The 24,197-nt window shown below is 66.9% G+C and carries 31 protein-coding genes; 29 read left to right on the forward strand and 2 right to left on the reverse strand.

The features are described 5' to 3' along the window. The first annotated feature begins 41 nt into the window (after nucleotides 1–41). The 3 genes from ACWDA7_RS13995 (at nucleotide 42) to ACWDA7_RS14005 (ending at nucleotide 1,171) form a co-directional block, all read left to right on the forward strand. Nucleotides 42–548 (forward strand): hypothetical protein, encoded by a 507-nt coding sequence (locus ACWDA7_RS13995; RefSeq protein ID WP_450604387.1) that lies wholly within the window; start codon nucleotides 42–44, stop codon nucleotides 546–548. A 132-nt stretch (nucleotides 549–680) separates the two neighbouring features. Then, the gene (locus ACWDA7_RS14000) at nucleotides 681–893 is read left to right on the forward strand and encodes a helix-turn-helix domain-containing protein (protein ID WP_450604388.1); all 213 of its coding nucleotides are present in this window, start codon (nucleotides 681–683) and stop codon (nucleotides 891–893) included. A 74-nt stretch (nucleotides 894–967) separates the two neighbouring features. Beyond that, entirely contained in the window at nucleotides 968–1,171 is a 204-nt protein-coding gene (locus ACWDA7_RS14005; protein WP_450604389.1) for a hypothetical protein, read from the forward strand. A gap of 43 nt (nucleotides 1,172–1,214) precedes the next feature. On the opposite strand, the gene ACWDA7_RS14010 is transcribed toward ACWDA7_RS14005, so the two are convergent. Continuing rightward, the gene (locus ACWDA7_RS14010; RefSeq protein WP_450604390.1) at nucleotides 1,215–1,556 is read right to left on the reverse strand and encodes a hypothetical protein; all 342 of its coding nucleotides are present in this window, start codon (nucleotides 1,554–1,556) and stop codon (nucleotides 1,215–1,217) included. 218 nt (nucleotides 1,557–1,774) lie between these two features. Between ACWDA7_RS14010 and ACWDA7_RS14015 the strand changes: the two genes are divergently transcribed. Then, a complete protein-coding gene (locus ACWDA7_RS14015; protein ID WP_450604392.1) occupies nucleotides 1,775–2,002 on the forward strand; it encodes a hypothetical protein in 228 nt (75 codons plus the stop codon). Nucleotides 2,003–2,016: 14 nt separating this feature from the next. On the opposite strand, the gene ACWDA7_RS14020 is transcribed toward ACWDA7_RS14015, so the two are convergent. Continuing rightward, the gene (locus ACWDA7_RS14020; RefSeq protein WP_450604393.1) at nucleotides 2,017–2,427 is read right to left on the reverse strand and encodes a hypothetical protein; all 411 of its coding nucleotides are present in this window, start codon (nucleotides 2,425–2,427) and stop codon (nucleotides 2,017–2,019) included. A gap of 136 nt (nucleotides 2,428–2,563) precedes the next feature. On the opposite strand from ACWDA7_RS14020, the gene ACWDA7_RS14025 reads away from it, so the two are divergent. From ACWDA7_RS14025 to ACWDA7_RS14145, 25 genes are all read left to right on the forward strand, one after another. Beyond that, nucleotides 2,564–3,082, forward strand: a complete 519-nt coding sequence (locus ACWDA7_RS14025; RefSeq protein WP_450604394.1) for a hypothetical protein — start codon at nucleotides 2,564–2,566, stop codon at nucleotides 3,080–3,082. Then, complete coding sequence (locus ACWDA7_RS14030) at nucleotides 3,060–4,346, forward strand: PBSX family phage terminase large subunit (RefSeq protein ID WP_450604395.1); 1,287 nt, start codon at nucleotides 3,060–3,062, stop codon at nucleotides 4,344–4,346. Before ACWDA7_RS14025 ends, ACWDA7_RS14030 begins: the two co-directional genes overlap by 23 nt. Before the next feature lies 1 nt (nucleotide 4,347). Then, nucleotides 4,348–5,946, forward strand: coding sequence for a phage portal protein (locus ACWDA7_RS14035; RefSeq protein ID WP_450604396.1), 1,599 nt, complete (start codon nucleotides 4,348–4,350; stop codon nucleotides 5,944–5,946). Nucleotides 5,947–6,025: 79 nt separating this feature from the next. Then, nucleotides 6,026–6,679: a hypothetical protein gene (locus tag ACWDA7_RS14040; protein ID WP_450604397.1), complete on the forward strand. Its 654-nt coding sequence runs from the start codon at nucleotides 6,026–6,028 to the stop codon at nucleotides 6,677–6,679. 22 nt (nucleotides 6,680–6,701) lie between these two features. Then, the gene (locus tag ACWDA7_RS14045; RefSeq protein WP_450604399.1) at nucleotides 6,702–7,538 is read left to right on the forward strand and encodes a phage major capsid protein; all 837 of its coding nucleotides are present in this window, start codon (nucleotides 6,702–6,704) and stop codon (nucleotides 7,536–7,538) included. Nucleotides 7,539–7,550: 12 nt separating this feature from the next. Next, nucleotides 7,551–7,916: a hypothetical protein gene (locus ACWDA7_RS14050; RefSeq protein WP_450604400.1), complete on the forward strand. Its 366-nt coding sequence runs from the start codon at nucleotides 7,551–7,553 to the stop codon at nucleotides 7,914–7,916. Continuing rightward, a complete protein-coding gene (locus ACWDA7_RS14055) occupies nucleotides 7,916–8,242 on the forward strand; it encodes a hypothetical protein (RefSeq protein WP_450604402.1) in 327 nt (108 codons plus the stop codon). The genes ACWDA7_RS14050 and ACWDA7_RS14055 overlap by 1 nt, the downstream gene beginning before the upstream one ends. Before the next feature lie 15 nt (nucleotides 8,243–8,257). After that, entirely contained in the window at nucleotides 8,258–8,593 is a 336-nt protein-coding gene (locus ACWDA7_RS14060; protein WP_450604403.1) for a hypothetical protein, read from the forward strand. A 16-nt stretch (nucleotides 8,594–8,609) separates the two neighbouring features. After that, nucleotides 8,610–9,011 (forward strand): hypothetical protein, encoded by a 402-nt coding sequence (locus ACWDA7_RS14065; protein ID WP_450604404.1) that lies wholly within the window; start codon nucleotides 8,610–8,612, stop codon nucleotides 9,009–9,011. 3 nt (nucleotides 9,012–9,014) lie between these two features. Continuing rightward, nucleotides 9,015–9,356 (forward strand): hypothetical protein, encoded by a 342-nt coding sequence (locus ACWDA7_RS14070; protein WP_450604405.1) that lies wholly within the window; start codon nucleotides 9,015–9,017, stop codon nucleotides 9,354–9,356. Continuing rightward, nucleotides 9,356–9,646, forward strand: a complete 291-nt coding sequence (locus tag ACWDA7_RS14075) for an HK97 gp10 family phage protein (protein WP_450604406.1) — start codon at nucleotides 9,356–9,358, stop codon at nucleotides 9,644–9,646. The genes ACWDA7_RS14070 and ACWDA7_RS14075 overlap by 1 nt, the downstream gene beginning before the upstream one ends. Nucleotides 9,647–9,649: 3 nt before the next feature. Beyond that, on the forward strand, nucleotides 9,650–9,904 hold the full coding sequence (locus tag ACWDA7_RS14080) for a hypothetical protein (RefSeq protein WP_450604407.1): 255 nt from the start codon (nucleotides 9,650–9,652) through the stop codon (nucleotides 9,902–9,904). Between the two features lie 15 nt (nucleotides 9,905–9,919). Next, the gene (locus ACWDA7_RS14085) at nucleotides 9,920–10,348 is read left to right on the forward strand and encodes a hypothetical protein (RefSeq protein ID WP_450604408.1); all 429 of its coding nucleotides are present in this window, start codon (nucleotides 9,920–9,922) and stop codon (nucleotides 10,346–10,348) included. Nucleotides 10,349–10,449: 101 nt separating this feature from the next. Continuing rightward, on the forward strand, nucleotides 10,450–11,025 hold the full coding sequence (locus ACWDA7_RS14090; RefSeq protein ID WP_450604409.1) for a phage tail tube protein: 576 nt from the start codon (nucleotides 10,450–10,452) through the stop codon (nucleotides 11,023–11,025). 122 nt (nucleotides 11,026–11,147) lie between these two features. Further along, nucleotides 11,148–11,549, forward strand: coding sequence for a hypothetical protein (locus ACWDA7_RS14095; protein ID WP_450604410.1), 402 nt, complete (start codon nucleotides 11,148–11,150; stop codon nucleotides 11,547–11,549). Beyond that, nucleotides 11,546–12,085 carry a hypothetical protein gene (locus tag ACWDA7_RS14100; protein WP_450604411.1) on the forward strand — a complete coding sequence of 180 codons (540 nt, stop codon included), beginning with the start codon at nucleotides 11,546–11,548 and terminating at the stop codon, nucleotides 12,083–12,085. The genes ACWDA7_RS14095 and ACWDA7_RS14100 overlap by 4 nt, the downstream gene beginning before the upstream one ends. Before the next feature lie 12 nt (nucleotides 12,086–12,097). Continuing rightward, a complete protein-coding gene (locus ACWDA7_RS14105; RefSeq protein WP_450604412.1) occupies nucleotides 12,098–15,628 on the forward strand; it encodes a hypothetical protein in 3,531 nt (1,176 codons plus the stop codon). A gap of 15 nt (nucleotides 15,629–15,643) precedes the next feature. Next, nucleotides 15,644–16,582, forward strand: a complete 939-nt coding sequence (locus tag ACWDA7_RS14110) for a phage distal tail protein (RefSeq protein WP_450604413.1) — start codon at nucleotides 15,644–15,646, stop codon at nucleotides 16,580–16,582. 9 nt (nucleotides 16,583–16,591) lie between these two features. Beyond that, nucleotides 16,592–17,767: a siphovirus ReqiPepy6 Gp37-like family protein gene (locus ACWDA7_RS14115; RefSeq protein WP_450604414.1), complete on the forward strand. Its 1,176-nt coding sequence runs from the start codon at nucleotides 16,592–16,594 to the stop codon at nucleotides 17,765–17,767. A 13-nt stretch (nucleotides 17,768–17,780) separates the two neighbouring features. Then, complete coding sequence (locus tag ACWDA7_RS14120) at nucleotides 17,781–18,806, forward strand: hypothetical protein (RefSeq protein WP_450604416.1); 1,026 nt, start codon at nucleotides 17,781–17,783, stop codon at nucleotides 18,804–18,806. A gap of 28 nt (nucleotides 18,807–18,834) precedes the next feature. Beyond that, entirely contained in the window at nucleotides 18,835–20,523 is a 1,689-nt protein-coding gene (locus ACWDA7_RS14125; protein WP_450604417.1) for a polysaccharide deacetylase family protein, read from the forward strand. A gap of 9 nt (nucleotides 20,524–20,532) precedes the next feature. Continuing rightward, nucleotides 20,533–21,951, forward strand: a complete 1,419-nt coding sequence (locus ACWDA7_RS14130) for a hypothetical protein (protein ID WP_450604418.1) — start codon at nucleotides 20,533–20,535, stop codon at nucleotides 21,949–21,951. A 32-nt stretch (nucleotides 21,952–21,983) separates the two neighbouring features. Beyond that, nucleotides 21,984–22,169, forward strand: coding sequence for a hypothetical protein (locus tag ACWDA7_RS14135; RefSeq protein WP_450604419.1), 186 nt, complete (start codon nucleotides 21,984–21,986; stop codon nucleotides 22,167–22,169). Between the two features lie 103 nt (nucleotides 22,170–22,272). Next, a complete protein-coding gene (locus tag ACWDA7_RS14140) occupies nucleotides 22,273–23,235 on the forward strand; it encodes a hypothetical protein (RefSeq protein ID WP_450604420.1) in 963 nt (320 codons plus the stop codon). Nucleotides 23,236–23,319: 84 nt separating this feature from the next. Next, nucleotides 23,320–24,180 carry a hypothetical protein gene (locus ACWDA7_RS14145; protein ID WP_450604421.1) on the forward strand — a complete coding sequence of 287 codons (861 nt, stop codon included), beginning with the start codon at nucleotides 23,320–23,322 and terminating at the stop codon, nucleotides 24,178–24,180. Nucleotides 24,181–24,197: the final 17 nt, after the last annotated feature.

The raw sequence follows: 24,197 nt of genomic DNA on the forward strand, positions 1-24,197 counted from the left end.
GTCAGAGCACGCACGCAAAGGATCTTGGTGGGGGTATAGGGGTGCAGGCAGAGACGTTGGCGGGGCTGATGGGTCTCGCGGGTGCCGTGGTGGGTGCGGCGGTCTCCACGGGGGCGGTGATCTGGCAGCAGCGGAAGACCGCCCATGAGGCGGAGCGGACACACCTGCTCGGGCTGTCCGAGGCGGCTGCCAACGAAGTCATCCGACTGAGCTACGAACTCCAGGACCACTTCGCCAAGGACGTAGAGGCGGACCCCTTCAGCAGTGAGTACTGGGCCTGGGCCTCCCGCCTGGGAGAGCTGAACCGCTCCCTAGAACAGCAGGCCCTCAGGTTCGCGGATCCGCAGGTCCGACACTTCCTTGAGTGGATTCACGCCAAGATCGACCACCATGGGGTGAGGCTCCGCCGAGACGAGGAGGGCTTGCCCATCGCCCCATACGAGCTCTTGTGCGCCGATCTCAGGACCGTCATGGGCACCGTACTGCGGCGGCAGCCGTATCCCCCGGACCTATGGACCAACTACCCGGACGCCTTACCCCCGTCATGATGCCCGCCCGACGGGTGCTTGCGTTTTGAAACACCTGCCCGCATAATCAAGATCAGCAGGACACGTACGTCCTCATGCAGGCCCCGACGCCACTGGCGGACCGGGGCCTTTCGCATGCTCGGGAGGGCTTCAGTGGAGGACGAACTCTGGCTGACGGTCCGGGAGGCCGCCGAGCTGACGGGCGTCAGCATCGTGACGGTCTACTCATGGGTCCGCCGAGGCCACCTGAAAGTCGAGGGCCTCGATCACCGAGGCCAGAAGCTCTTCCGTCATCTGTCCGTCGCCCAGGCCGAGAAGGCCACCCGGGCCCGTGCTCCCCGGCGGAACTTCCAGATCGCCGCTTGACGGTCACCGCGGAAACGAGAGGATGAGGGCGAACACCGCCGTCGCCATCTCGCGAACCTGGAGTGCACCACACCATGAGCGCTACCGGTCCCACCCTCTGCCTGTGCGGCTGCGACAGCGTGATCGCCGAGGGCAGCACCTTCGCCTCCGGTCACGACAGCACGTACTTGTGGCGCGTCCTCCGAGAGGACTTCGGCGACGGCAAGGGCGTCAGCGAGCGCTTCCTCAACTGGTATCTGGAGAACCGACCGGCCCGTGGCACATCGACGTCGGTCTGACGCGTCACGACACCCGTCGTCATGCCGGTCGTAAGCGGCGCGCCTACTTCGGTAGTACCTGACCCTGGTCCGTCACGTAGTAGCTGTTCTTGCACTCCATGAGCGCAGACTCCGACACGTTGTACGGACCGCCAGCCTGTTGATTGCAGAACCTGTTCAAGATCTGAAACTTCTGGGCGACGGTCACACCGACAGGCTGGTTGTTCTGCTGCTGGTTGTTCTGCGACTGGTCATCCAACTGCCCCTGCACCCACGGGTCCGGGGATGTGGTACCCGAGCCGCCATCAGAACCCAGGACCGCACCGCCCAGGAAGAACGAACCGACGGCGATGACGACGACCCCTCCCACGATGGCCACCGGCCGCTTCCACCAAGGCGTCTCCATCCGCCTCAGGATGGTTCGAAACTCCGGGTCGTTCTCGTACTCGTTCCGCCACCGAATCCGATTCACTGCAACCCCCAGGCCCGACTGGCAACTTGATCGTGCGCGGAGAGCCGGGCGGCACAGAGTATGCACCAGACATCCATGAGATCTACACATGAGCCCCATCTTTGATCTGGCCATGAACATCTGACGGCCTTCACATACCCACGGAGACCCGCATGGCCACCGTCGACAACATCAACCTCTTCGCCCTGTACGCGGAGATGGGGACGATGACGGACCCCCGCGAGAGCGAGCCCTCCGAGTCCCTCATGAGGATCACCGCCGGGGAGCTCGTGGACTTCGCCGATGCCGTCAGGGCCTACGAGCGCTGCCTCACCGAGGGCGGCGACTACGAGGAGGCCCGGGAGACCGCCCAGGCCCACTACAACGACTCCCGCCGCTGACGGGGCTCCTGCGGTTAATCCAGTGTCCGCAGCTCGGGCCACCACAGGGGGTGCTCACTGAGCAGATCGCGGATGGCGGGACTGTGATCGCGAATGAATCGGGAGTAGTCGCGCCAATCCTCGAAGGACTCCGTCTCGGGGATACGGCGAGTCGCCACCAAACCGGTCTCGATCACGTCCGCTAGCGCCTCAGCGATCAGCAAGACCCGTTCCCGCTCGGCCCCGTCAGCCGGGCACGGCGCATCCTCATAGAAGTGCTTCCGCATGCCGGGGTACTCCAGCATCTTGAAGTAGATCTCGCGCACGTTGTTCAAGGCCAGGTCGAGCCCGTTCGTGCCGCTCAGGTTGTTCGCGATATGAACCTGCTGCGACACGGCCCGCGTCTGTATGCCCACGAAGGCCAAGGTCGCGACCAAGCTGATCAACCCTGCGATTGTGGTAACCGTGGACAACACGGCGTTCCCCCCTCTGGTCGGCCGAGGTGAAGCATTCCCCTCCTGACGGCCATCAGCACGTGACCGGTCACCCGTCACCACACGCGCGTGAGGGGGTGAGCCGGCCGTGGCCCGAACCTTCTCCGCAGAGGACGAGGGGACCCTCCGTCAGCTCCACGCTGACGGGCTCCCGAGGAACGAGATCGCCCGTCAGATGGGATGGGCCGTCGGGACCATCACGAACCACGCTCAGCGCCTCGGGCTGTCCTTCGACAGGGAGGCCGTCAGGGCCGCCACTGACGCCCGTCAGGTCGACCTGAAGGACAGGCGTCAGCGTCTCCAGGAGCGCCTGCTGGATCTTGCCGACCTCCAGATCACCCGGGCCCAGAACCCCTACCGGCTGACGGGCTTCGACCACCTCGGTCAGTTCGTGGCCCAGATCGTTGACCAACCCCCGGCCAAGGAGACCAAGGACCTGACCCTGGCGGCCTCCAGCGCCCTCACGAGCGCTCTGAAGCTCGCCCAGGTCGACGCCGGAGACGAGGGACGGGAGAACGCTCGCGGACTCCTGGCGACCCTCGGGGAGGCCATGACGACCGCTGCCCGAGAGCTTGGGGGCGACGATGCCGACGAGTACGGCTCGTAGCACCCAGTTCCTCCTGGAGCGCTTCTCCCCCAAGCAGATCCGCAGCATCGCGGCGGCCAACCGGAGGATCAACCTCTGGGAGGGCGCGGTCTCCTCCGGCAAGACCATCGCTTCGGCGTGGGCCTGGCTGCTCTTCGTCCCCCAGGCGTCCACGGCGGGCGAGCTGGTGATGATCGGCAAGACCCGGGACGCCGTGTACCGCAACGTCCTCCAGCCGATGATGAACCCCGACATCTTCGGGGAGCTGGCGACCCAGGTCGACTACAACTCCGGGGCACCGACCTGCCGGATCTTCGGCCGCCTGGTCCACGTGATCGGCGCGAACGACATCAAGGCCGAGAACAAGATCCGAGGCATGACGTGCGCCGGTGCGTACGTCGATGAAGCCACGCTTCTCCTGGAACCCTTCTGGGACATGCTCCTGACGCGTATGCGCGCCCCTGGGGCGAGGATCTACGCGTCGACCAACCCCGACAGCCCGGCCCACTGGCTGAAGGCCCAGTTCATCGACAACCCGGACCGCCGGACGTCCATGAAGGTCTTCTCCTTCGAGTTGTACGACAACGTCCACCTGGACCGCGAGTACGTCGAGCACACCAAGGCGAGCTTCAGCGGGCTGTTCTACAAGCGCTTCATCCTCGGCGAGTGGTGCGTGGCCGAGGGCGCGATCTACAGCATGTTCGACGAGTCCCGCCACGTCGTGGACATCGTCCCGACCATCGACCGCTGGATATCCCTGGGGGTCGACTACGGCACGGCCAACCCCCTGCACGCGGTCCTCGTGGGCCAGGGGACAGACGGCCGGCTCTACGTCACGAGCGAGTGGCGGCATGACGGCCGGGCCTCGATGCACCAGCTCACGGACCTTGAGTACTCCGAGCGGCTGCGGGGATGGCTGTCCACGCTGAAGCCGCCGGGCTCCCAGTTCCAGGGCGTCCACCCACAGTTCGTGGTGGTCGACCCCAGCGCGGCGAGCTTCATGCAGCAGCTCCTTCGCGACCGCCTCACGCCGTACCCGGCCGACAACAGCGTCCTGGATGGCATCCGCACGGTCAGCTCACTGCTGGCCACAGACAGGCTCCTGATCCACCGCTCGTGCACCGAGCTGCTCAAGGAGATCCAGGGCTACGTCTGGGACCCCAAGGCCGCCCTCCTGGGCGATGACAAGCCTCTGAAGCTCAATGACCACGGCGTGGACGCTCTGCGCTACGCCATCCAGACCACCGAATCCGTCTGGCGGAGTCGGATGAAGGAGGTGGCCTGACGTGCCCCTGCCCCAGAGCAACATCGCCTGGCCGCCTGCTGACCTTCGGTGCGTGTACGACAAGCTGGCCGTCTGGTCGGCCTGGTACTCCGGCGACCCCGACGAACTCTCCGGCGTCTACGGCGGCTCACAGAGCTACGACACGAGCGGCTTCTTCGCCTCGGAGCGGGGAGGTTTCCGGGCGCGTGTCTCCCGAGCCCTGCAACGCTTCTGGTGGGGCGAGCGGGTACCTCCTGGAGAGCGCCGGACGAAGCTCCACGTCCCCATCGCCGGGGACATCGCGAGCATCTCCGCGGACCTGCTCTTCAGTGAGCCCCCGGCCCTCAAGGCCGAAGACGATGCCACCCACAAGCGCCTGGACGAGCTGATCGACGACAACACTCACGCGGCCCTCCGCGAGGGTGCCGAGATCGCCGCTGCGCTCGGAGGCGTCTTCCTGCGGGTCGTGTGGAATGCGGACCTGGCGGACAAGCCCTGGATCTGCGCTGAGCACCCCGACGCGGCCGTCCCCGAGTTCCAGTGGGGTCGGCTGTCGGCCGTCACCTTCTGGCAGGTGATCCACGACGACGGAAACAGCGTCGTACGCCACCTCCAGCGGTACGAGCCGGGGCGCATCCTGCACGGCCTGTACGTGGGAGACCGGGACTCCCTGGGCATCCCCGTGCCGCTGACGGACTACCCGCAGACTGCCTCCCTGGCCCCGATGGTCGACGCCGAGGGCGCGATCGTGACGGGCACCCGGGGACTGGCGGTCGTCTACGTGCCCAACGTCCGGCCCAACCGGCTCTGGCGGCACCTTCCTGCCGCCGCTCAGCTCGGGCGCAGCGACTACGCCCAGCTCGAAGGTCTGATGGACAACCTGGACGAGGCCTGGTCCGACTGGATGCGGGACCTCCGGCTCGCCAAGGCCCGTCTGCTCGTCCCTCAGACGATGCTCGACAGCCACGGACGAGGCCAGGGCGCGTCCTTCGACTTGGACCGCGAGCTGTTCACGGGCCTCGAAGGGATGCTCCAGCAGCCGAGCGAGAATCCGATCACCCAGGTTCAGTTCGCCATCCGCACCGAGGAGCACAAGGCCCTCACCGAGTCGCTCACCGAGCAGATCGTCCGGGGCGCCGGGTACTCGTTGCAGACCTTCGGCATGAACGGCGACGTCGCGGTGACCGCCACCGAGGTGACCGCTCGCGAGCGGAAGTCGATCACCACGCGAGGCCGGAAGATCAATTACTGGAAGCCCGCCCTGGCCGAGATCCTGGAGGCTCTCCTCGGGATCGACCAGGTGGTGTTCCGCAGTGGCGTGACGCCCCAGAAGCCGACCATCGAGTTCCCCGACGCGGTGGCCGAGGACCCGAAGGACCTCGCCATGACGCTGAAGATGCTCGCCGACGCGAGGGCCGCCTCCACCGAGACGCTCGTGGAGATGCTGCACCCCGACTGGGACGAGCTCCGGCGCCGCGAAGAGGTCAAGCTCATCGAATCGTCGACCGCTCCGGCTCCGGTCCCCTCCACGCTGCCGCCGAACGGCCCGCAGACAGGCCCGCAGCAGCCGGGAGACCCCAACGCTCAGCCGGGTCAGGACGGGCCTCCACAGGCCGCTTGAGTCGCGCTGAACCAGCCCGCCACGTGCGGGCTTTCTTCATGCCCGCAACGGGCGCCACCACCCGCAATGGGAGATCCGCATGAGCACGCCTGCTGAGCCCACCACGCCCGCAACGGGCCCGGAGCCCACTGGCACCACCGGCACTGACCCCCAGCCGGCTCAGCCGTCCACCGCGTCCGCAACGGACAACGGCGACACGACGGACTGGAAGGCCGAGGCCCAGCGCCTCAAGGCCGAGGCCGACCGCTGGAAGGCCAACAGCCGCAAGAACGAGAACGGCAAGAAGGCGAACAGCGACCTTCTGGCCAAGGTGGCCGAGGCCCTGGGCCTCGATGCGGGCACCAAGCCCGACGCCGACCAGCTCACCCAGCAGCTCTCCGCCTCCCAGGCCGAGGTCCGCCAGAGCAAGGTCGAGGCCGCCGTACTGCGAACCGCCGCACGCCTGGGAGTGGACGGAGACGCGCTGCTCGATAGCCGCTCCTTCGTGGACTCCCTGGCCGAGCTGGACCCCTCGGACTCCGCTGCCGTCGAGGCGGCCGTGAACGCGGTCAAGTCCCGGTTCCAGAAGGCCGACACCGGCGCTTCCGCGCCCACTCCCCCGGCGCACTCCGGCGCTCCGATCTCCGGATCTCCCGGCGGCTCCAAGCCGATCACGGAGACCGAACTCGCCCAGATGACCCCCGACCAGATCGCCAAGGCGTACGAAGACGGCCGCCTTGCGCACCTGATGTAGGGCTGAAAAGAGAGGTTCCATCGTGGCCATCACCAGGTTTCGTCCTGAGATCTGGTCCGCACTCCTGCTGTCCAGCCTGAAGAAGGCCCACGTCTACGCGGCGCTCTGCAACCGCGACTACGAGGGCGAGATCCAGGCGGCCGGTGACACGGTGCGGATCACCTCGATCTCCCGTCCGACCATCAACAACTACACGCGCAACGCGGACATCCAGTACGAGGAGCTGACCGACGCTCAGCGGACCCTGGTCGTCGACCAGGAGAAGTACTGGGCGTTCTCGGTCGACGACGTGGACGCCGCTCAGGCTCGCGGCAACGTCGTTCCCGAGGCCATGTCCGAGTCGGCGTACGGACTGGCCGACGTCGCGGACCAGTTCCTCGCAGGCCTGTACACCGGCGTGTCCTCGGCCAACACCATCTCCACCACGGCCGTCACCACGGGCGACGCCGCATACAACTCGCTCGTCGATCTCAAGGTGAAGCTCGGTGAGGCCAACGTCCCGAACGCGGGTCGCTGGGTGGTCGTGCCCGAGTGGTACCACGGCCTCCTGCTGAAGAACCCGAACTTCATCAACGCGGAGAAGGCGGCCGACAACGGTCAGGCCCTGCGCAACGGCATGGTCGGCCGCGCGGCGGGATTCGACATCCACGTGTCGAACAACGCCCCGCTGGTCACCGGCGACGACTACGCCGTGATTGCGGGTGTCCCGCAGGCGATCACCTTCGCCGAGCAGATCGTCAAGACGGACGCTCTGCGCTCCGAGCTCCGCTTCGCCGACCGCGTCCGTGGCCTGTACGTGTACGGCGCCAAGCTCGTCCGCCCCGACGCCCTGGCGGTCCTGACCGCTTCCCGGACCTGAGAGGACTGACCCATGGCGCGCACTGCCGTTCCGTACTCCAACCTCGTTGCGAACGGGTCCCTGGCTGCTCCGTCGGGCACCACCCTGGACGCCACCAACGACCACGTCATCACTGGTGCCAAGCCGGAGCTGACCGTCCTGGTCGTCACCAACACCGACACCAACCCTCACACCGTCACGGTCAAGGCGGGCACGTACCCGCCCGCTCTGGCGGCTGGACAGGGTGACAAGACCTTCAGCGTGGCGGCCTCCAGCACCACGTACTTCGGTCCGTTCGAGTCCGGCCGGTTCCTCCAGGGTGATGGCTCGGTCCAGATCGACATCGAGCCGGGCCACGCGGGGAAGATCACCGCGCTGCTCGTGCCGAGGAACACCTGATGAACGCCGAGACCATCTTCGTGAAGGGCGAGGGCGGGGCCGTCTTCAAGATGGACCTGCCCCTCAGCGAGGGCATCGCCCAGCGCCTGGAGCGCGGCGAACTGACCCGCGTCAACGAGGACGGGTCGCCGTTCGAAGAGCCCGCGGATTCCTCGCTTCAGGAATCCGCGGAGCCGGCCAGCACCCAGGAACCTCCGAAGAAGCCGAACAAAGCGTCCTCGAAGGCCGACTGGGTGGCCTGGGCCGTCCATCAGGGAGCGGACCGGGAAGAGGCCGAGAGCCTGACCCTGGCCGCTCTGATCGAGCGCTTCCACAGCGCCGAGTAGTCCAGGAGGACCACCATGGCGCGTACCGCGCTCACACCGCAGATGTTCACCACGCTGGGCCTCGCCCCGACGTACGTGGCCCCGGACGCTGCGGGCGTCTCCTTCCGCTCCAGCGGCAAGCAGGTGCTCCACGTGAAGAACGCCTCGGGCTCCTCGATCACCGTCACGCTGAAGATCGGCAAGACGGTGGAGGGCCAGGCCGTCACCGCTCCCACCGCCACGGTGGCTGCCGGTGCTGACAAGTTCTTCGGCCCGTTCTCGGACAGCTACGACCAGCCGGACGGCACGGACACGGTCTTCGTGGACCTCAGCGCCGTGACCTCGGTGACGGTCGCCTGTCTGTCGCTCTGAGCCGGAGGAGGCGTCCATGGCGTACGCCACCGTCGATGAGTTCACCGCGTTCCTCGATCCGGACTCCGTACCGGCCAACGCCCAGCGGCTTCTGGACCGGGCTTCCACGAAGCTCGACCAGCTCCTGATGGGCGCTGTGTACGAGACCGACGCTGACGGCCTCCCCACGGACCCCGCGCTCGCGTCGGTCTTCCGGGAGGCCGTCTGCCTTCAGGCCCAGTACATCGACGCCCTGGGGGACGAGACGGGGGCCATGGCCAACGTCTCCCAGATGACCCTGGGGAATCAGAGCATCACCCGGTTCTTCGGGAGGCCGAACTCCCCGTCGGCGGTCAAGACCCCTCGCGTCGCCCCGGACATGCTCGAACTGCTCCAGGTCAAGGGCCTCTTGCCGGTGCACCCGTATACCTGGGGGTGAGCCGTGCTGCTCCTCCCCACGCACGCGATCACGATCCTGACCCGGCCGGAGCCCACGAGGGACCGCCAGAACAACCGGACCTTCGACTGGTCGACGGCCACCAGGACGTCGTACCAGGGCCGTACGGAGCCGCTGAGCTCCACGGAGACGGTCCAGCAGGGCGACCAGGTCATCACGTTCCTGGACTGCTTCCTGCCCCCGTCTGCGGCCGTCACGGCGTACGACCGGGCCGAGGTCGACGGTGTCACGTACGAGGTCGACGGCAGGCCCGACGTCTACACCGGCCACGGGCCCCTGAAGGCGCTCTCGTACCAGCGGCTGACCCTCAAGCAGGTCACCGGCTGATGGGCGCCTTCAAGCCCGACGAGGCCGCCATCGCCTCGCTGGTCCATGAGGACTTCGTCCAGGCCGACCTGCACGAGCGGGCCGACCGAGTGGTGGCCGCCGCTCAGGCCAACGCGCCTGTGGAGACGGGTCGGTACCGCGACTCCATCCACGCCGAGGACGGCCCGGACGGCTCGGTCCTCATCGTCTCGGACGTCGAGTACGCGATCTACATCGAGTACGGGACCAGGGAACGCAACCACCCCGCCCACCACACCATCGGCAACGCTCTCGACGCCGCAAGGGATTGATCCATGGCCACGTTCAAGCTCGCCTTCGCCTATCAGGGCCACCAGCCCGGTGACGTCGTGGACGTGCCGGACCAGGCCGTCAAGGAACTCGTGAGGGCCGGGGTCGGCCACCTGGAGGGCGCTGAGCCCGTCCTGCGGCTCGGTCACCTCCCCGAGGTCGCCCAGCCCCAGACCCCGGCTGAGGAGACCGCAGCGGGCGACACAGAGCCTGCCCCGGTCAAGCGGAGTCGCAAGGCTGCAACCAAGCCTGCCGAGTAACAAGGGGAGGCCGCGGTGCCCGTATTCATCCCCAGCGCTCCGCCGCCGACCACGCCGGACCCGGAACAGATGGTGGTCAACCACCTGATCTCCCGGCTCGGCTACCAGGCTTCAACGGAGCGCCCCGAGTCGCTGACCGGGATCCTGCCGTACGTGCAGGTCACCCGCATCGGCGGCGCCAAGGCGGTGCAGACCTGGCAGGGGGCGCGGCTCTTCGACGAGCCTCGTCTCTCCCTGGACGTCTGGGCGGCCGACCGCATCGCTGCAACCGACGCAACGGCTGCTGTCCGTGCCGCCTTCGAGCAGATGCACGGAATCTCCCGGGACGGCGGTCTCGTGCAGCGCACCTGGGAAGAGACGGGCCCGGCACTGCGGCCGGAAGAGCCCAACACCAACGTCGTGCGGATCGGCCTCACCGTCGGCCTCCGCGTCCGACCTGTCTGACCCGCGACCCCTCCTGGGCCAGTCCGGCCCGCCTTCCTCATGCCCTGATCGGAGTTGGCATGCCCATCTTCGTGACGGCGTCGAACACAGGAGTTAATTCCATGTCTGCTGACAACACGCAGGTGCGGGTTGGCGTCGAGGGCGCGGTCTACATCGCCCCGGTCGGCACCACCGCTCCCACCGACCCCTACTCGCCGTGGGGCACCGGGTGGATCGACTGTGGCTACGTCACCGAAGACGGCCTGACGGAAGCCCTCAACGAGAACCGCCAGGAGTTCAAGGCGTGGGGCTACAACGCCGCGATCCGTACCCAGGTCACCGACCGGACGTCCACGTTCAAGATGACCTTCCAGCAGACCAGCGCGTACACCGCGTCGCTGTTCTACGGCGTGGACATCGCGGACATGGTGTCCTCGGGCACCGGCGCCACGCAGTTCCTGTCGTTCAACGACCCGCAGAACAGCGAGCCGCAGTACTGGGCGCTGGGCATGGACGTCGTGGACGGCAACTACCCGCGCCGGATCATCGTCGCGCGTGCTGAGGTCACCTCGAAGGGCGACATCGCCTACAAGTCGGACACGGCCGTCATGTACGACCTGACGTTCACCAGCCTCCAGGCGGCTTCCGGCGGCGCGTCCATCACCCGCCACTTCGGCCTGGTTCCGCTCCCCTCCTGATCTGGGGCGTTCCTTCCAAGCTCACCGGCCGGGGAGACCTTCGCGGGTCTACTCCCCGGCCGGTGACCAGCCGCTACGGCTGACAGACCCGCGAAGACCCGCGAGATTCTGGAGAAAATCCCATGTCCCGTCCCAACCGCAAGCGCCTCAAGCTGGCCACCATCGACGCTCAGATCCTGGAAGCCCAGGGCGACAAGTACGTCGAGGTCGTCTTCGAGGACGCTGACGGTGACGAACAGACCGTCCGCTTCCTGCGCCAGACCTGGTGGCCGCTGCCCCTGGTGAAGCAGTTCACCAGCGGTGCCCCGATCACCGACTCCGACGATGAGACGGAGCTGTCGGAGGTTCAGTCCGCGCTGGACCTCTCGATCGCCACCCTGCGCAAGGTCGCCCACGACAAGGGCATGTTCGACCGGTTGAGCGAGCAGCTCACCCTCGGCCACTTCAACGCGATCGTGGAACTGGTCACCGGCGGCGACGAGCAGGCGATGAGTGAGGGGGAATCCTCCAGCTCCTCGGAGTGATCGAGGAGCACCCCTCCGAGCTGCGAGCGGACATCGCCCGGTACTTCCCCGGGCGGTCCCTCAACGAGTTCCACCGCCTCACCGAGGACGGAACCGCCGGTTCCATGTCGTGGCTGGAGCTGTGGGAGTTCTACCAGGCGCTCCCACTCGGCTCGATGACCAGGGCTGCCCTTGTAGGAGACCACGACTACAGGCGCTGGACCGAGACGGACTACATGCTGCGGGAACTGATCACCCGCATCGACTTCGGCAACCGGATCATGTGGGCCGGGAACCAGATGCAGGGCAAATACCCGGAATTCCCCCAGTGGCCTATGCCGGACCTGCGGTCTCTGGAGGACCGGGAAGCCGAGGCCCATGCCAAGGCCGAAGCAGCGCGCAAGGCACGGCGCTTCTACGACTCCATGAAGCCCGGGGCGCAGCAGAACACCGAGTACGCACAGAAGCTGGCGGCTGCCCGCGAAGAACACCTGCGGAGAGTCGCCGAACAGGCACGCCGCGAAGCGGGTGAAAAGGCGCCGTCCACCGGTAACTGAATCGGAGGGGCGATGTCCACCAACGTCGGCCGCGTTGAAGCGTCCATTGTTCCCAACGTCTCGGGGTTCGCCGCGCAGGTGGACGCCGAACTGACGCCGATCATGGACCGGATGGGCCGGAATCTGGGGCAGAGCCTCACCCGGTCCATCAACTCGGCGCTCGACTTCTCCGGCCTCAACCGCCGACTTCAGGAATCCCTGGACCAGGCGGAACTACAGGCCCTGCGCTCCGGGCGCAACGCCGGTCGGAACTTCGCCACGGCGTTCCGCTCGGAGGTGGAGCCCCGGCTGCGGAACCTGCCCGACGTGAACGTGGGGCTCAACCTGGATCCGGCGACCCTTGCCGCGTTCCGGGCGCGCATGGCGGATCTGACGCAGAACCACACCGTCACGATCCACGTCCGCACCGACAACCAGAACGCCCTGATCCGGCTGCGCACCCTCGCTGACGGGGCCACCCGGTCCCTGGGAGGTTCCACCGGTTCCGGTGGGGCTGGCGCGGCTGCTGGCGGTATCGGCCTGATGGGCGCCCTCAAGGGCGTCGCCGTGGTGCTGGGTGTGTCCCTGCTCCCGGCGATCGGCGCTGCGGTCCCCATGATGGCCGGTGCTGCGCTCTCTGCGGGCACCCTGAAGCTGGCCTTCTCCGGTGTCGGCAAGGCCCTGGAAGCGGCGGGGCAGGGTCATAAGCAGTACGAGAAGGCCCTCCAGAAGCTGACTCCGGAGCAGCGCAAGTTCACCGAGAACCTCATCAGCCTCAAGAAGGAATTCGCGCCGATCGGCAAGGAGATCCAGAAGGCTGCCCTGCCCGGCTTCACCAAGCTGGTCAAGGGCGCCGCGCCGATCGTCAAGATCCTCGGCGACAACATGACCCGCCTCGCGGGCAGCTTCGGCGATCTGGCGGCCAAGGCGGGCAAGGCCCTCAAGGACTCCGGGTTCCAGAAGACCCTGAACACGAACTTCAAGCTCGGGGTCGGCTTCGTCAACGGTCTGGCCGGCTCCTTCGGCACCCTGACCCGGTCCCTGCTGGACTTCGGCGCCAAGTCGAAACCCACCCTGGACGGCTTCCAGAATCTGATCGGCGGACTGCTGAGCAGGGGACTTCCGAGCCTGTTCAAGGGCCTGGAGCCGGGCATCAAGGGTGCCTCCCAGGTACTCAACGGGCTCGACTACCTGCTGAACTCCAAGCTGCTGCCCTCGATCGGCCGGTTCGCCGGTGCATGGTCCGAGGCGATGGGCCCGTTCGTGCAGCAGACGCTGAAGTTGTTCGGCGATGTGGCCGGGACCGCCTTCGACCTCCTGGCGAGTGGGCTCCGCAAGGCTTCCCCGCTCCTGCACGATCTTGCTGCGGGTCTGCACGGCCTGCGGATGGTCTTCGCCGACATGGCGCCGACGTTCAAGGATCTCGGTGCGACGATCATCGAGGCGTTCCTGCCGGTCGGCGGTGGCGGCAAGGGGCCTCTCGCGAGTCTGGCCGACTCCATCAACAACAACAAGATCGCGATCCAGGAAGCTGCCCGGGTCTTCGCCAATGTGGTGATCGACATGGTCCGGGTCGGCGTCAACTCGCTGTCGATCCTCGTGCATGCCTTCCACATCATGGCCTCCGGGGTCATCGCGGCGCTCGGAGCGGTTCTCACCGCTGCGGACAACGCCTGGGGATGGCTCCCGGGTATCGGCGGCAAGATCCATGCTGCACGGCAGGCGTTCGACGGGTTCGCCGCAAACTTCAACTCGAAGCTGGGTGCTGCGGATGCGGCGGCCAGCGCTTTCGCGGCGTCGGTGGGGCCGAAGCTGGACTCTGGCCAGCTGAAGCTGAACATCTCCAACTGGACGCAGCAGATCGCTACGGCCAAGCAGCAGCTGTCGGACAAGAACCTGCCGCCGGAGAAGCGGGTTCAGCTTCGGGCGATCATCGCCGACCTTGAGGCGAAGATCCACAACGCCAAGGGTCAGCTGGCGGCGATGCCGGACTCCCGGCAGTCCAAGATCCGGGGAAACCTGGCGGACTTGCAGGCCAAGCTCAAGACGGCTGAAGGCCGGTTGGATCACGTGCCGGACTCCCGCCGGGCTGCGATCCGCGCGGAAATCTCGGACCTTGAACGGAAGATCCGAGCGGCTCGGGGCGAACTGGCCAGCCTGCACGACAAGACCGTCACCGTGACGATCAACGGGCGGGCGACCGGTATCAACCCGGCGCAGTACTACTCGCAGGGCCCGCACAAGAGGAACGGCGGCCTCATCCCGCGCTACGCCTCGGGCGGCAACGTCCAGGTGTTCCCGCACGGCGGCTACATCCAGGGCCCCGGCACCGGAACCTCGGACTCGATCCTGGCGTTCATGGGCTCCGGCGCGATGGCTCACGTCTCCAACACCGAGTACGTGATCCGGGCGGCGGCGGTCAAGAAGTACGGTGTCGCCTTCCTGGACGCGGTCAACCAGGGCGTCTTCAACGCGAAGAAACTCGCCACCGGCGGCCTGGTTCCGCGCCTCGCGTCGGGCGGCACCACCAAGAAGCAGAAGCCCCTGCCGAAGAACACGGTGCTGTTCAACGGTCAGCGGGTGTCGGAGACGTCGATCATCTCCGCGATCGGAATCTCCTTCATCCGGGGCCTGGAAGGCACGACAGCCCAGATCCAGTCGGCTACCGACCGGGTTGTCCAGGCGATCCAGAACGCCTTCCGGGGCGTGCGGACCACCGTGGACGACCGTGTGATCAAGATGCTGACGACGCAGGCGGGCAAGCTGAAGGAGCTGGCGAAGGCCCGGGACGCCGTCGCGGCGAAGATCGCTGCGGCTCAGCAGTTCGCGGCCAACACCCGGTCCGGGGCGCAGCAGTTCGCGTCCCTGGCGTCCCTGCCCAACAGCGGGGCCGGATTCGGTGCGAGCGGGATCCTCAACGGCTTGCTAGTCCGCCTGGCGCAGCTGAAAACCTTCTCCGGCAACATCTCGAAGCTGGTCAAGATGGGCCTGTCCAAGGGCCTGATCCAGCAGATCATCGCGATGGGCCCGGATCAGGGAGCGGCGTATGCGGCGGCTCTGGTGGCGGCGACCCCGTCCCAGCTGAAGTCGATCAACTCCACGCAGGCGGCGATCGACAAGACCGCCACGTCCTTCGGCAACAACGCCGCCGACATCCTGTACGACGCGGGCAAGCAGGCGGGCAAGGGCTTCCTGACCGGCCTGAAGGCACAGCAGGCGTCCATCGAGAGGTCGATGTCCGACCTGGCCAAGGCGATCCAGAAGGCGATCAAGCACGCGCTGGAGATTCACTCGCCGTCCAGGGTGATGTTCCGTCTCGGCGCGTTCACCGGCCTCGGCTTCAAGGGCGGCCTGGACTCCACGCACCAGGCGATCGCCACCAGCGCCAACCAGCTGGCGGGAGCCGTCCAGCGCGGTGTGGGCATCGAGCCGGCTGCCCGAACAGGCGGTGACACCCACTACTACGCGAACGTCACTGCGAACGTCACGGACAAGCCGACTCGGCAGGTCATCATGCACGCCCTCCGAGACACCGTAGCGCTCCACTCCCCGCTCATCGCCTGACCCGGAGGGGCATACATGGCTATCTTCGTACCCCCCTCCGGGTCGGTCCCGGGCGGCGGTATCAACCCGCCACCGATCGACCCGATGGAGGTGCCCAGCCTGTCCTGGACGGACAGACGGGGGCGCACGACGCTCCTGTCCGACTGGGAGAACGGCTGGCTCCTCCAGCCCGGCGTCCGGGGCCTGGACCTTCCCTCGTTCGACTTCTACACCGACGAGTCCCCGCAGATCGACGGCAACGCCCTGCGGGGGACCCGCGCCCAGGCCCGGGAGATCTTTCTCCCGATCGCCATCTTCGACACCGACCGGGCCAGCTTCCTGGCCCGCAAGCGGTCCTTCATGGCGAGCCTGCATCCGAAGCTGGGCGAGGGGATGCTGACCGTCACCGAGGCCGACGGATCAGCACGGACGATCGGGGCGTACTACGTCTCCGGCCTTGAGGGCGATACGGGCCAGGACTCCTCCGGCCTGCACTGGCAGGTCGTCGGCCTGACGTTCTCCTGCCCCAGTCCGTACTGGCTCGGCGATCACATCATGAGGACCTTCTCCACCGGCGCCAGCGGGAACTTCTTCCCGGTGCAGTTCCCGGTGCAGGTCCAGGACTCCCAGGTCCTCGGCAACACCACGATCGACAACCCCGGCGACGCCGAGAGCTTCCCGATCTGGACGATCCACGGGCCCGCCACGTCGGCGGTCATCTCGAACACTACGACGGGCCTGAGCTTCTCTGTGACGGCCTCTCTCGGCTCCTCGGACGTCCTGGTCGTCGACACCCGTGAACGCGTCCAGACGGCCGTCCTGAACGGCACGACGAACTGGTGGCCCAACCTCTCCACCAGCTCGGATCTGTGGGCGCTGGAGCCCGGTGAGAACGCCGTCTCCCTGGCCCTGGTCGGCGCCACCAGCAGCACCGTGGTCCAGGTCGACTACCAGCCGTGCTTCCTGAGCGCGTAGGGGGTGGAGATGCCCATCCCTGACGCGGTGACCGTCCAGGTTCGGGATCAGAACCTCCGCATCCTCGGGGTGGTCAGCGACTTCACCTCGCTGACCATCACTCCGCGGTTCAACGCCGTCGGGGCGTACGTCCTGAACATCTCTGCGGCCTCACCCAATGCGGACTTCCTGATCCCCGGCAACGGCCTGGTGATCCGCAGGGGTTCGAACGTGCTGATGTCCGGCCCAATCCGGGAGCCGAACTGGTCCTCGGGCGACGGCGGAAGCGGCACGCTGACGGTCAACGGGGTCGACGACATGACGCTCCTCGCCGGGGCGACCTGCTGGCCCACCCCGACGGCCGCAGACAGCGCCCAGACGGACCCGATGTACAAGGTCTCCGGGGTCGCGGCTGAGACGGCCATGCGGACCCTTGTGAATCTCAACATCGGGCCCGGCGCCCAGGCGGCCCGGAAGGTCTCGAACCTCACGCTGGCCGCAGACGGTGGTCACGGGGCGGCCGTCACCAGGCAGGTCAACCAGTTCGACAACCTCTTGGCCGTCCTTCAGGACATCGCCAAGACGGCCGGGCTGGGCTTCCGGATCGTCCAGGTGGGGACCAGCCTCCAGTTCCAGGTCTACGAGCCGGCTGACCTGTCGGCCTCCGCGAAGTTCTCCTTCAAGCTCGGCAACCTCCTGGACGCCTCGTACTCCGTGACGGCCCCGACCTGCACCAAGGCCGTCGTCACCGCCGGAGGCGGCACCAGTCCCCGAGTGGTCAAGGTGTACACCCGGGCAGACGCGGCCTTCCCCGGCGCGTGGATCGAGCAGTTCGTGGACCTGACGAGCGTCGACACCGCGTCCGTGGACCTCACGGCCCAGATGGACCAGGCGGCCGACGAGGCCCTGACCTCCGGGGCGGCCCAGGGCAACCTGACCGTGACGCCCATCGACACGCCGCTCCTCCAGTTCGGACGGGACTACACGGTGGGCGACCAGGTCTCGTGCCAGGTGAGGGACGACTTCATCTCGGAGGTGGTCCGCGAGGTCAACATCACCTTCGACGCCCAGGGCGGATACGTCGCCAAGGCCGTCATCGGCTCCTCGGACTCCACGAACAACCAGGACGTCCTGGCCCGGCAGTTCCAGTACATCGCCCGCATCTTCAACCGGCTGAGGCGCCTGGAAACGCGCAAGCCCTCGTGACCAGGAGGTCTCCATGGCGCAGTCGTCGTTCCCCTTCGGTTCCTCTCAGATCGCCACGGAGGACCAGTGGTCCTCGATGTTCCGCATGGTTCAGGTGGACGGCGTCTTCGCCACCAGCGAGACGGGCACGGACCTGAAGGTCACCGGCTCCAACGCCTCCACCGTGTCGGTCGCGGCCGGAGAGGCGTGGGTCCAGGGGACCTACTACAAGAACGACGCAACCCTGAACGTGAGCGTCCCCACCAACTCCGGTGGCGCCTCGGCCCGCAAGGACCTGATCGTCCTGCGCCGGGACCCGTCAGGCGACTCCACGACGGTGCAGTACAAGACGGGCGGCACGAGCTTCCCGTCCCTGACGCAGACCACGAACGGCACCTGGGAGATCCCGCTCGCGCAGGTCACGGTGGCCGCTGGAGCGTCCGTCGTGCCGCCGTCGAACGTGACCGACACCCGGTACTTCCTGGGCCGTCCTGTGGTCCTCGCAGGCGCCGCAGACATGCGTGCGCCGGTGCGTGGCCAGCTCAAGGTCGTCAACGGCACGGACATCTACATGGGCGACGGCGCGGCCTGGAACTTCGTGGGCATCGCCGAGGGCCCTGCCTCCAAGACCTACACCCCAGTGTGGAGCGCGGGCGCCACGACCATCAACTGGGGCTCCGGCAGCCAGAACATCGGCCGCTACAAGCGCCTGTCCGGCAACCTCTACTGGATCAAGATCCAGCTCATCCCCACCGGTAACCCCCCGGCGTACTCCGACCCGATCGGCGTCACGCTGCCCTTCCCCACCAGGGGCGAAAGCCGTGACCTGTTCACGGTCAACTTCACCCAGGACCAGGCCAACGGCGGCCAGTCGGCACTCGGCACGGCCATGGTCTTCCCGACCGAAGGCACCACCAAGATCTCCCGCATCAGGTTTCCGCTGGCCGACGGCACCTCGCTCTCGTCGAAGATCAACAGCCGGAACATGTGGACCAACGACCCCTTCAACGTCAGGGCGAACGACTGCCTGACCATCACCGGCACCTACGAGATCGCCTGACCCCGACCCGCACAACGAAGGAGGGGCCATGGCCCGTCATCTCTTCGGTCTCTCCCCGGCCGACGTCACCGTCTCGCAGTCCGGCACCTCGCTGGTTCTGGAGCCCGGCTCGATCGGCACTGCCTGGGACGCCCGGGTGGGCGGTACCCAGATCACCGACCTCACCGATCTGGCGGGCACCCCGATCACCCAGGTCACCTCCGACACGTACTCGGTGATCGGCTTCTACGGGCCGGACGGCGTGACGAACCTGTACCTGGACTTCGGCTTCGCCGGGGGCCGCACCCTCATGCAGGCGACTGACCTCGGCGCCTCGATCACGGACCTTCAGACCAACAAGCTCGACGCCACGGCCGATCTGAGGTCTGGTGGCACCGTCACAGGCGACCTGGTGGTCACGGGCCATCTCACCGCCGGGAGCTTCGCGCTGCCGGTGCTCACGCCCTCTGGACGGCGCCCCGCCTACCGCAAGGCCACCTGGTCCCAGCAGTTCCAGACGGGCCACGGCTGGACCGTGGGCGGCACGGGCACGGCCAGCTCGAACGTGAACGACACCACGGACTTCGTGCGCGGCACCCAGGCCCTCAAGGTCACCACGGCCGCGAACGGCATCCAGTCCCAGGTCCGCAAGCTCGCCGGGCCCGCCATGGACCTCACGGGCAAGCTGGTCCGCCTGATCCTCAAGGTGGACGACGTCACGCACCTGAACCGCCTGGAGTTCCTGATCGGAACCAGCTCTTTCACGAACTTCTACCGGTGGACGGTGCACACCCACAGCGGGGTGAACCCGAACTACGTGCAGAGCGGCGAGTGGGTCACGGTCCACCTCAACTGGGCGGATGTCACGGCCTCCGGCGGTACGTACACGCTGAACGCCAGCGGCACCCCGAGCAGCCGCTCCGGCTTCACGGACATGCAGGTCAACTGCTACGACGATGCAGCCGGCCCGGTGACGTACCACCTCCAGGCCGTGGAGCTGGTCCCGGACACCACGGAGACCTTCCCCAACGGCGTCATCACGATCAGCTTCGACGACTCGTACGCCTCGGTGTACGACCTCGCCCGACCCAAGATGGACGCCCTGGGCTTCTCCGGCTCGATGTTCAACATCGCCGAGGCCATCGGCTCCAGCGCGGTGTACCTGAACACGACCCAGATGCGGTCCATGCAGGACTTCAGCGGCTGGGAGATGGGCGGCCACGCCTACGGCACGGCGGCTCACGCGGCCCGGTACACCACGATGACCGAAGGGGACGTGGCCGACGACTTCCGCAAGCTCCGCTCGTGGATGGTCCAGAACGGCTTCACCTCGGAGCACTTCGCGTACCCGGGCGGCCAGTTCGGCAAGACCACGGACGGCGTCCCGGTCGACCACATCGCGGCCCGGTACTTCACCTCGGCGCGCTCGATCATCTCCGAGAACGTCGAGTCCTTCCCGGCGGCCATGCCGTACCGGCTGAAGGCCGTCACCGGCATCAACGACGGCACCAGCATCGGCGGCGTCACGGTGTCCTCCCTGACGACTGCCGGAGGAAAGCTCGACCGCTGCCTGAACAACGGCGACTGGCTGAACCTCTGCCTCCACAAGATCGTGACGGGCACGCCCGCCGACTCGACAGAGATCAGCCAGACCGGTTTCAACACCCTGATGGACGCGATCAGCTCGCGCGGGATCCCGGTGGTCACGGTCTCCGAGGCCATGCGCTACTACAGCTAAGGAGGCGCGATGACCCTCCGGGACATCGACCTGAAGTACGTCAACGGGGCGCTGGTCAGCGGTAAGAGCATGCGTGTCGGCTCTGCACCCAACGCCTCAAGCAACCTTCCGGCGGGCTATGGCGGGTCGGCCACGGCCACGGGCCTGTCCATCTCCTCCTCCTACGCGGGAGGGGACGACGACGGCACGGGCACGGACTCCACTGGCCGGCTCAACCTGTACTCGTACCAGCGAGCGAACAACTACAGCTTCGGCGAGAACATCCGGCACTTCATCATGAGGTCGGACGCCAAGACGATGCAGGCGTTCTACATCCCGGTACAAACCTCGAACTCGAAGGGCGGGTATGACGCGACGTTGCGTGACCCGCTGGCCTCGGGGATCAACTGGAAGCCGGTGGTCTGGCAGGGAGCCCATTACGAGGCGAACGACCACGGCTCGATTCACGGCCACTGGGAGCTGGAGGTCGCGGACTCCACCGGTGCGCTCCAGGGCCGCCTGGAGATCCCGTTCATCGACCAGTCGAAGCTGAGCAACGGCATCGACACCACGACGATCGGTCTCGACTACACCAACATCAGGACCAACCAGGCTGACTTCTCCGTCCGAGCCCAGAACATCACCACCGGCGACTACGCAGGTCAGACCACCTGTCTGCGCGTCGGCGGCGGGAACGACAAGGTCAAGGACATCCGGCTGTCCATCAGCTCGGACATGCTGGCCTCGGGTGACCGCTGGAAGATCCGGGCGAACACCGACACCGAGTCCGGCTCCAACGCGGGCACGAACTTCCAGATCATCCGCTGCGCCGACGACGGAACCCAGCTCGGAACGCCCCTGTTCATCCAGCGCTCGGACGGCCAGATCACCAACGGCGCCCCGTCGGCCAAGAGCGCCCGGTGGGCGGCCGCCTGGGGCACCTCGGGCATCCACGGCTTCTCGGCCCAGCCCTCGGCCACGATCGGCTCTGCTGCGGCCTTCGACGCCGTGATGTCGGCCAACACCGAGCGGGCCTTCCAGGCCAATGTCACCGGTGACGCCAACCGGCGCTTCGTCGTCTTCGCCGACGGCAAGACCGAATGGGGCGACGGCACGGCGTCCCGGGACGTCAACCTCTACCGGTCTGCTGCGGGCACCCTGGCCACGGACTTCTCGCTCACTGTCGGCGGCACCTTCCGAGCCCCGACGATGCGCGGATCCATCTCTGCCAGCGGCACCCTGACGTTGCAGTCCACCAGCAACGCCACCAAGGGCACGATCAACATCGGCTCGTCCCAGTGGAACGACGGCACGAACGTGATCCTCGTGGCCAACACCACCGCCGCTCCTGCCTCGAACCCCGTGGGCGGCGGCTATCTGTACGTCGAGTCCGGCGCCCTGAAGTTCAGGGGCTCGTCCGGCACCGTCACCGTCATCGCCCCGGCCTGATCCGGGCTCGAACCACACCCTTGGAGAACACCATGCAGATGACCCCTGAGCAGCTCGTCGAGGAGTACCGGGACACCGTCCTGGAGCTGCACCTCACCCGGCGCCGTATGGCCGTCCTGGAGGCCGAGAACGCCTCCCTGCGGGCCCAGCTCGCCCCCGCCGAGGAGCACGGCCACGCGCACCCCCACGAGGACGAGGCGCACCCGCACGGCTCCTGACACAGGCCCCCGGCCCCGGGAGTTCCTGGGTGTGGTTCGCCCTGGGGCCGGGTCTTTTTAAATTCCATCGCACCTGTAGTACAGGGGCGGTTACCGTCCATCCATGGACGATTCGCTCTCGTACGAGAGTCTGCTCGCCGGAGCGAAGAAGTTTGCCGGGCTGGCGCTACAAGCACATGACCGGGACGAAGAGGTGTTCGTCCTGCACACAGGCGTCAGTATCGAGCGTCTGATGAAGGCGGCCCTGGCCAAGACCAACCCGGTGCTGCTGATGGAGACCGGTGCCGCCAAGAACGACCATGTGCTCCTGCACTTCGCGGGTCTCCGACCGCACTCGGAACGGGTCCGCACCATCAGCGTCTCGGCGGCTCTCGCACGCATACGGTCGGCGGGGTGGCTGACGGATGACTCGAAGTTGGACGAACTGATCGAGCTGCGCAACGGAGTCGTCCACCTCGGGCCTACCACATTGGACAGCGCGGACGTCCTGGCGACGTTCAGCCGCACGACCAACACCCTGCTGGCCCATCTCGGAATCGCCCCCGTGGATTACTGGGGCGACCGGCACCGCATGATCGAAATTTCACTGAACGATCAGCTCGAAAGGGTTGAACGCGACGTCAAGCGGCTCATTGAGCAGGCTCGCCTTCGCTTCAAAGAACGGACGCGCGGGTTGCCCTCGGCAGCCGTACAGGCCCTCACGGACAGGGCCGTGCTAACGGGTCTGACGTACCCGACCGAGCGAGATGGCCAGTTCGCCGTCGGCCACGTCGTCTGTCCCGCGTGCGAAAACCCGCACGCCGCCGTAATGCTCTTCACAAACGGGGTGGAGAGCGACCGCGCTTCAGCAGTCGAACGGCGTGAGTCCTACGCCGGGTACACGTGCACGCTGTGCGAGCTGCCATTGGTGACCATCGAGCATGTCGAGGCAGCCGGGATTGACGTCATGGACGCTCGGCTGCCCGACGCTGTGGTGAGGGTGGCGGAAACCGCGGTCAAGGAGCTCCTGAGAGCACTGGAAGCCGTTCCCCTGCTCCGTAAGCCACCCCAACCTGTTTCTGAGTAGTCCTGCCAGAGCCCCGGCTCCCCGGCCGGGGCCAGGCCCATGAAACCCATCGCCCTGTAGTACAGGCGCCGCTACCGTCCCCTCATGGACGATTCGCTCTCGTTCGAGAGCCTCCTCAAGGGCGCCGGGAAGGCCGCGCGCAAGGCCATCGAGGACCATGCACGCAGCGAGTACGACGAGTTCGCCCTCCATGGCGGCGTCGCCGTCGAGCGACTCGCCAAGGCCGTCCTGATCAAGAGGAACCCGGCCTACCTGGTCGAGATGCGCAACGGCAACTCGGACATGCTGCTGTACTTCGGCGGCGACCTTGACCTGGATGTGGACCAGGTCCGCACCGTCGGCGCCAAGGAGGCCCTACAGCGGCTTCGGCGCCTGGAGGTCCTCCCGAAGAAGGATGCTCAGCTTGATCAGTTGATCGACCTTCGTAACGGCACGGCACACACGACTGTCGGTGATCAGGCGAAGGCTCTGCTGCCGTCGCTCGCCGAGACCGTCGCGCTCCTGCTGAAGGAAGTCGACCTCTCGGTAGAGGGGTTCTGGGGCCATTGGACAAGCATGGTCAACATGGCAGTCGACAAGCAGCGGAGCGAGATCGAGCGGAACGTACAGATCCGGATCAGGCAGGCCCGGCACCTCTTCGAGGGCCGATTCAAGGGCCTGCCCGACAGCGTCAAGGAGCGTGCTCTTCAGGAGCCCGATGACGGGGCCCGTCTTGTCTCGATCATCGATGGGGACGACGACGGGAAGCTACTGGTCATGATCTCCACACTGCCCTGTCCCGCGTGTGGCGCCGAGGCAAACGTTCAGCTCTTGCCGGTCAAGTTTTCGACCACGGGAGTGGAGCTGATCGCCGATCTTCTTAGTTGCCAACACCGTTGCGTTTACTTCCGTGAGCGGTTCGCGAGCCCGTGCTCGAAGAACGTGATGGCGGTGTGGATGGTGTAGTTCTGGCTGGTCGTGGG

This window comes from Streptomyces sp. NPDC001156 (assembly GCF_053598275.1).

Excerpts from the sequence above, each read along its gene's own strand:
- ACWDA7_RS14055 (WP_450604402.1), top strand. The coding sequence starts at position 7,916 with ATGAACGCCGAGACCATCTTCGTGAAGGGCGAGGGCGGGGCCGTCTTC.
- ACWDA7_RS14105 (WP_450604412.1), top strand. The coding sequence starts at position 12,098 with ATGTCCACCAACGTCGGCCGCGTTGAAGCGTCCATTGTTCCCAACGTC.
- ACWDA7_RS14120 (WP_450604416.1), top strand. The coding sequence starts at position 17,781 with ATGGCGCAGTCGTCGTTCCCCTTCGGTTCCTCTCAGATCGCCACGGAG.
- ACWDA7_RS14110 (WP_450604413.1), top strand. The coding sequence starts at position 15,644 with ATGGCTATCTTCGTACCCCCCTCCGGGTCGGTCCCGGGCGGCGGTATC.
- ACWDA7_RS14050 (WP_450604400.1), top strand. The coding sequence starts at position 7,551 with ATGGCGCGCACTGCCGTTCCGTACTCCAACCTCGTTGCGAACGGGTCC.
- ACWDA7_RS14040 (WP_450604397.1), top strand. The coding sequence starts at position 6,026 with ATGAGCACGCCTGCTGAGCCCACCACGCCCGCAACGGGCCCGGAGCCC.
- ACWDA7_RS14135 (WP_450604419.1), top strand. The coding sequence starts at position 21,984 with ATGCAGATGACCCCTGAGCAGCTCGTCGAGGAGTACCGGGACACCGTC.
- ACWDA7_RS14140 (WP_450604420.1), top strand. The coding sequence starts at position 22,273 with ATGGACGATTCGCTCTCGTACGAGAGTCTGCTCGCCGGAGCGAAGAAG.
- ACWDA7_RS14125 (WP_450604417.1), top strand. The coding sequence starts at position 18,835 with ATGGCCCGTCATCTCTTCGGTCTCTCCCCGGCCGACGTCACCGTCTCG.
- ACWDA7_RS14095 (WP_450604410.1), top strand. The coding sequence starts at position 11,148 with ATGTCCCGTCCCAACCGCAAGCGCCTCAAGCTGGCCACCATCGACGCT.
- ACWDA7_RS14080 (WP_450604407.1), top strand. The coding sequence starts at position 9,650 with ATGGCCACGTTCAAGCTCGCCTTCGCCTATCAGGGCCACCAGCCCGGT.
- ACWDA7_RS14130 (WP_450604418.1), top strand. The coding sequence starts at position 20,533 with ATGACCCTCCGGGACATCGACCTGAAGTACGTCAACGGGGCGCTGGTC.
- ACWDA7_RS14015 (WP_450604392.1), top strand. The coding sequence starts at position 1,775 with ATGGCCACCGTCGACAACATCAACCTCTTCGCCCTGTACGCGGAGATG.
- ACWDA7_RS14075 (WP_450604406.1), top strand. The coding sequence starts at position 9,356 with ATGGGCGCCTTCAAGCCCGACGAGGCCGCCATCGCCTCGCTGGTCCAT.
- ACWDA7_RS14010 (WP_450604390.1), bottom strand. The coding sequence starts at position 1,556 with ATGGAGACGCCTTGGTGGAAGCGGCCGGTGGCCATCGTGGGAGGGGTC.
- ACWDA7_RS14090 (WP_450604409.1), top strand. The coding sequence starts at position 10,450 with ATGTCTGCTGACAACACGCAGGTGCGGGTTGGCGTCGAGGGCGCGGTC.
- ACWDA7_RS14060 (WP_450604403.1), top strand. The coding sequence starts at position 8,258 with ATGGCGCGTACCGCGCTCACACCGCAGATGTTCACCACGCTGGGCCTC.
- ACWDA7_RS14005 (WP_450604389.1), top strand. The coding sequence starts at position 968 with ATGAGCGCTACCGGTCCCACCCTCTGCCTGTGCGGCTGCGACAGCGTG.
- ACWDA7_RS14145 (WP_450604421.1), top strand. The coding sequence starts at position 23,320 with ATGGACGATTCGCTCTCGTTCGAGAGCCTCCTCAAGGGCGCCGGGAAG.
- ACWDA7_RS14115 (WP_450604414.1), top strand. The coding sequence starts at position 16,592 with ATGCCCATCCCTGACGCGGTGACCGTCCAGGTTCGGGATCAGAACCTC.
- ACWDA7_RS14030 (WP_450604395.1), top strand. The coding sequence starts at position 3,060 with ATGCCGACGAGTACGGCTCGTAGCACCCAGTTCCTCCTGGAGCGCTTC.
- ACWDA7_RS14065 (WP_450604404.1), top strand. The coding sequence starts at position 8,610 with ATGGCGTACGCCACCGTCGATGAGTTCACCGCGTTCCTCGATCCGGAC.